The sequence below is a fragment of the Streptomyces sp. NPDC005195 genome (assembly GCF_040608315.1).
GTDB lineage: Bacteria > Actinomycetota > Actinomycetes > Streptomycetales > Streptomycetaceae > Streptomyces > Streptomyces kaempferi.
This window is the reverse complement of the sequence record NZ_JBEXHZ010000150.1, coordinates 1-5,193: the sequence shown is the minus strand read 5'-3', so window position 1 is coordinate 5,193 and position 5,193 is coordinate 1. Positions and strand designations below refer to the sequence as shown.

The following is a 5,193-nucleotide window of genomic DNA, read 5'->3' as shown; positions in this document are numbered from 1 at the left end:
GCGGCCAGCGCCTGCGGGTTGGCGGGCGTGGGGGTCGCACCCGCGGCGGCCGCACCAGAGTTGCTCGGCATGGGCGTGGCGGGGTGGGTGGAGGTGGACGTGGGGGTCGCGGTGGGAGGAGGAGTGGAGTCCGCCTTCGAGACGTTGATCTCCTGGCTGAAACTGCCGTCTTCGGGGGCGTCGATGTAACTCGCGTCAGCGTCGGGGATCGAGTAGGCCACGCTGCTGACTTCTCCGTCGGCCGACGCCGTGAACGTCAGGGAGAAGTGCCCGTCAGGCCCGGTAGTGGTCTTGCCTTCGAAGGGGGCTGTGGAACGCGGCTCGGCCGGCTGGTAGGTCACCCGTACCGTGCCGCCCTTGAACGGCTTCCACGTCCGGCCGTCCTGTCGCTCCCAGTACCCCTCGGCGGTGACCTTGCGGGTGCCTCCGGTTTTCGGGCCGACCTTGTAGTCACCCCGGAACCGGGTGGGACTCGCCGTACACGTCACCGAGACGTCCGCGTGGGCACCCCATGAACCGTAGACGGCGGGGTCCAGCCGTCGCATCGCGTACACATGCACCGTGTAGACGCTGTTCTTGTACATCGGGTCCGGGGCGCGCTGGTCTATCACGGCGTTCGGGAGCCTGAAGTGTCCCTGTGCGTCGGTGGTCACCGTGCCCAGGCGGTCGAACTCGTCGACCTTCGGCGCCGTAGGGTCCGGGTCATCGGGTTCGTAGACCCCCCATTCGACCAGATCCACGGTCTGTCCGGGCGCCGGCGGGTAGGAACCCGGTCGGTTGCCGTCGATCGCCAGCGTGCCCGTCACGGTGACCGTGTGGTGGTCGTAGTTCGCCGTAGCAGGGGTGACCTTGAGGTCGTGGACCACGTGGCCGGGATCGTCCTTCGGGGGGTGCGGTTCCGACCCCGCGGCATGTGCGGCCCCGGCCGGCAGACTCATCAGCAGGGAGAGGAGCGCGAGGGCGGCGACCTGTGAATCAGCTCGACGCGTGAATGACGTCAACATGGGTATGGATGTCCTTCCGTTAATGACCAGTTGGACCATCAACGGGCCTGCCCAGTTGTAAGGTCGGGACCGAATTCCAGGGGCCGTCGCCTGCTCGACCACCGGCTGCCGCGTCGACACCGGTCCCTTCACTGTGGCTTCACCGGGCGTCTCGGTGGCGTCGACCTCGCGGCCGTCGTGATCCGGTCCGCGCCTCCCGGCTGAAGCCGCCGCTCGCTGCCACCGACCCCAGTGGACGAGCCGATTCCAGGCCTCGCGATTTCCAACGCCCTCCGGCCGGGTCTGGCCGGGTACGCGAAGAACCTCGCGAACGAGCTGGGCCCAAGGGGCATCCACGTGGTCGGCCTCGTACCCGCCTGCACCGAGACCGACCGGGTACAGAACTCGACGCGCGGTACGGCGACTCCGATGCCGCCCGCGAGCGTGCTACCGCGGATATACACGGAGCTGGACAGGACGAACCCGATGACGCCTCCCTCGTCCCACTCCTCCGCGACCGCGCGGGACAGCCGCACCGCGCCGAGGAAGGCCGACTCGAAAGCGATGCGCCACTGGTCGTCGTCGATGGTGTCCGACGTACCCGCGGGCGGTCCCCCGACGCTGATGGGCACCCCGTCCAGCCGATTGAAGGCAGCGCGGGCCGCGCCGATCAGCCGGTCCGGGGCTGCGGTCCCTGGAGCCACTGCCCAGGTCGCCCGGTCCCTCAGCGGCCGGCCCCCGGCCCCATCCGAAGTCCACTGCCCACGTCCATGGTCCACTGCCTGACATCCATCAGGGCACGAGGCAGCGACAGGCACCCGCCTTCCCTCGCTGAGGTGTCCTGAGGGCTGCCCGCCGCCCACGCGACCGCGGGAGGCCTCGGGTCACATTCCCCTGCGCGCGCCTCCGGGGCGTCGCGGCCGACCTCTCCTCGACTCGATCCGGTGAACGGTTCGGGAACGGCGGGTAGGGCTTCGACGAAGAAAGGTGATGAGGCGTGGGAGCCGGGCCGATTTACCGCAACCCTTCCTGTTGATGGTCGGTCTGATCAGCGGCGCCGTGCGGTTCGGCGCTCATCCGCCATCACGCAGAGGAGATTCCCGTGGTTCGTGCTGCCTGGCCCGCAGAGACTGCGACGCAGGCGCCGACATCGCCACCGCACGACCCGGGCGGCGGCGAAACGGCGGGCGGATCGGGCACCGGAACGCCGGCCCGGTCAGCAGCCGGAGCGCCGCTTCGCCTCGACATCCAGGGTCTGCGCGCGCTCGCCGTCTCACTGGTGGTCCTCGCGCACGCCGGTGTCCGCCATGCCGCGGGCGGCTATATCGGGGTCGACGTCTTCTTCGTGATATCGGGCTTTCTCATCACCTCGCTGCTCCTGCGCGAGCTGGCGCGGGACGGCCGTATCTCGGTGCGGAGGTTCTACGCCCGCCGGGCGCTGCGGCTGCTGCCCGCATCGACCGTCGTCGGGCTCGCCTCGCTCTGCGGCGCCTGGCTCTATCTGTCGAAGATCCGCTTCGAGGAGTACGTGGGGGACGCGCTCAGCAGCACTCTCTACGTGGTGAACTTCCGGCTGGCGAACGCAGGCACCGACTACCTCAACGCGGACAGCCCGCCGTCGCCCTTCCAGCACTTCTGGTCGCTGGCGGTCGAGGAGCAGTTCTACCTGGTCTGGCCCTTGCTGCTGTGGGCCGGCTGGAAGCTCGCACGGCGCCGGACCGGTCTGGTGGCGGTGCCGTTCGCGATGCTGTGCGTGATCTCCTTCGTAGTGAACGTGCGGGTGACGGCCACCTCGGCATCCTGGGCCTACTTCGGCTCGCACACCCGCTTCTGGGAACTCGGCGTCGGCGCCCTGCTCGCCCTCTTCGCCGGCAGGCTGGAGCGGTTGCCGACGTGGGCGTCCGGGCCCATGAGCTGGGTCGGGCTGGTCTCGCTGCTGGTCGCGGCGGTCCGGTTCGACGACAACACACCGTTTCCCGGGTACTACGCTCTCGTGCCGGTGCTCGGCGTCGCGCTGGTGCTGGCGGGCGGATGTTCACCCGCGCGGTACGGCGCCGGCCGGCTGTTGTCGCTACGGCCGGCCGTGTGGGTCGGCGGTCTCTCGTACAGCTGGTATCTGTGGCACTGGCCGGTGCTGGTGATCCTGCCGATGGCGTTGGACAGGCCGGCGACCGCCCCGTTCGGGCTGGTCTGCGCGGCGATCGCCCTGCTGCTGGCCTGGGTCACGCTGCACCTGGTGGAGAATCCGGTGCGGTTCCACCGGGTGTTCCGCGGCCGGCCGGTACGGGCTCTGGGACTGGGCGCGGCGCTGACCGCGGGCGCCGCGGCGGCGGCGCTGGTCGCTACGGGTTTCCCGCCGCCCATAGCCTCGGACGTGGCGGCGCCTGGGCTGAGGAGCGCGCTCACCGGGGCGGCCGATCCACGGGCGAAGCTGACCGAGCTGTTGGAAGGACCCCATCACAGTCTGCCGAGCAATCTGACACCCGGACTCACCAGGATCAAGGGGACGTTGTCCCAGCTCTATCGGGACGACTGCCACATCGGATATGCGAGCACGGCTACACCGCCGTGTGTCTATGGCGACCGGTCCGCGTCGAAGGTGGTCGTGCTCTTCGGGGACTCGCACGCGGCCCAGTGGTTCCCGGCGGTCGACCGGCTGGCCAGGGAGCACCACTGGAAGCTGGTCTCCATGACCAAGTCGTCGTGCAAGGTCTCCGCCGTCACCACCGTCTACCAGGGCAAGCCGTACGTGTCCTGCGACCAGTGGCGCACCAAGCAGCTGACCAGGATCAGGTCGCTGCGTCCCGCTCTGGTGATCGCCTCCTCCTCGGACGCGGCCGACCTGGCCCGACCGTCCGGCGACCCGCGCCGTCAGTGGACCGACGGCTTCAAGCAGACCTATCGGGAACTGGTGGGAAGCGGCGCCGAGGTGCTGACCGTCCTGGACACCGCCTGGCCGAAGGGCGACGCGGTCGACTGCGCCGGGACCCATCCGCAGGAGCTGGAGCGGTGCGAGTCCGCCATCAAGAACGCGGTCAGGGATCCGGGCAAGAAACGGGAGATCACCGACGCGGCGGCGGCCACCGGTGTCTCCGTGATCGACCCGGTCCCCTGGCTCTGCGGCACCGACGGCTGCCCCGTGGTGGTGGGTGACACCTTCGTCTACCGGGACGACAGCCATCTCACCGAGTCCTACGCCGAGGCCCTCGCACCCGTTCTCGGCCGTGAGATCACCGCCCGCTACGGCGCCGACCTCACTCGGCACCCCGGTCGGGTCGCCGAACCACCGAGCGGCCGCTGACCACGCGCCCCCGGACGGATTCGGCCTGACGATCCGGCCGCGAGGGGGGGCTGGTCCATGCCGGAGTCCGAGCTGCCGCCCTTGTCCGGCCCCCCCGCACCGACGACGGGAAGCAGACCCGAACCTGGACAGCGTCCGCTCGTGGCGGCCGATGCCCATCAGGCTGTCGAAGGGGACACGGTCGGCGCTCCATGATGTCGGCCGGCTCGTGGGGAACACGTTCCCCACCGGGCGGGCCTCAGGCGAGTGGCCAGTTGCGCAGGGCGGCGTCGGCCAACTCCTGGAGCTCGTCGCGGCCGACGCCGCTCGCGGCCTGTACGGCGATGCCGTAGGCGAAGGTGGTGAGGTACCGGGCGAGTAGCCCCGGATCTGTCCGCGGAGGCAGGTCGCCGTCGTCGACGGCACGCTGGAAGCGATCCCGGACGCAGGCATAGCCGTCATTGCGCCAGGCGACGAGGAGGTCACGGACTTCCTGCCCGGAATCGCTGGCGGTCAGGGCGCTCTGAACGCCCAGGCACCCATGCGGCTGGGCCGGGCGCGTGGTGGTACGAACGGTGCCGGCCAGGATCGCGGTGGCGACACCGAGGGCGGTCGGCTCCTCCATGGCTCGGGCCAGGTACGCGCTCGGGCCTTCGGTGTAGCGCTCCAGGGCCTTGCGGAACAGCTTCTCCTTGTTGCCGAAGGCCGCGTACATGCTGGTGGTGGAGATGCCCATCGCGTTCGTCAGGCCAGCTGTACTGGCCCCCTCGTAGCCGTGCTTCCAGAAGACCAGCATGGCGCGCTCGAGAGCTTCGTCGGCGTCGAATCCTCGCGGTCGGCCGACGGGGCCGCTCTGTTTCGTCTCCACTCGCACAGCCTACCTCTTCTGCAGCGATCGCTACGGAAGTGCTACCGTTCGACTTCCGTAGC

At 69.8% G+C, this 5,193-nt stretch carries 2 protein-coding genes and 2 pseudogenes; 2 read left to right on the top strand and 2 right to left on the bottom strand.

Annotation, left to right across the window (positions count from 1 at the left end; translation table 11 throughout):
• Positions 1–1,004: pseudogene (locus ABZV34_RS36990) on the bottom strand (hypothetical protein); the annotation flags it as partial.
• 231 nt (positions 1,005–1,235) lie between these two features.
• On the opposite strand from ABZV34_RS36990, the pseudogene ABZV34_RS36985 reads away from it, so the two are divergent.
• A pseudogene (locus ABZV34_RS36985) lies at positions 1,236–1,385 on the top strand (oxidoreductase); the annotation flags it as partial.
• 700 nt (positions 1,386–2,085) lie between these two features.
• A complete protein-coding gene (locus ABZV34_RS36980) occupies positions 2,086–4,284 on the top strand; it encodes an acyltransferase family protein (protein WP_356286924.1) in 2,199 nt (732 codons plus the stop codon).
• A gap of 238 nt (positions 4,285–4,522) precedes the next feature.
• Here ABZV34_RS36980 and ABZV34_RS36975 read toward each other — a convergent pair whose 3' ends face one another.
• Positions 4,523–5,131: a TetR/AcrR family transcriptional regulator gene (locus ABZV34_RS36975; protein ID WP_356286921.1), complete on the bottom strand. Its 609-nt coding sequence runs from the start codon at positions 5,129–5,131 to the stop codon at positions 4,523–4,525.
• Positions 5,132–5,193: the final 62 nt, after the last annotated feature.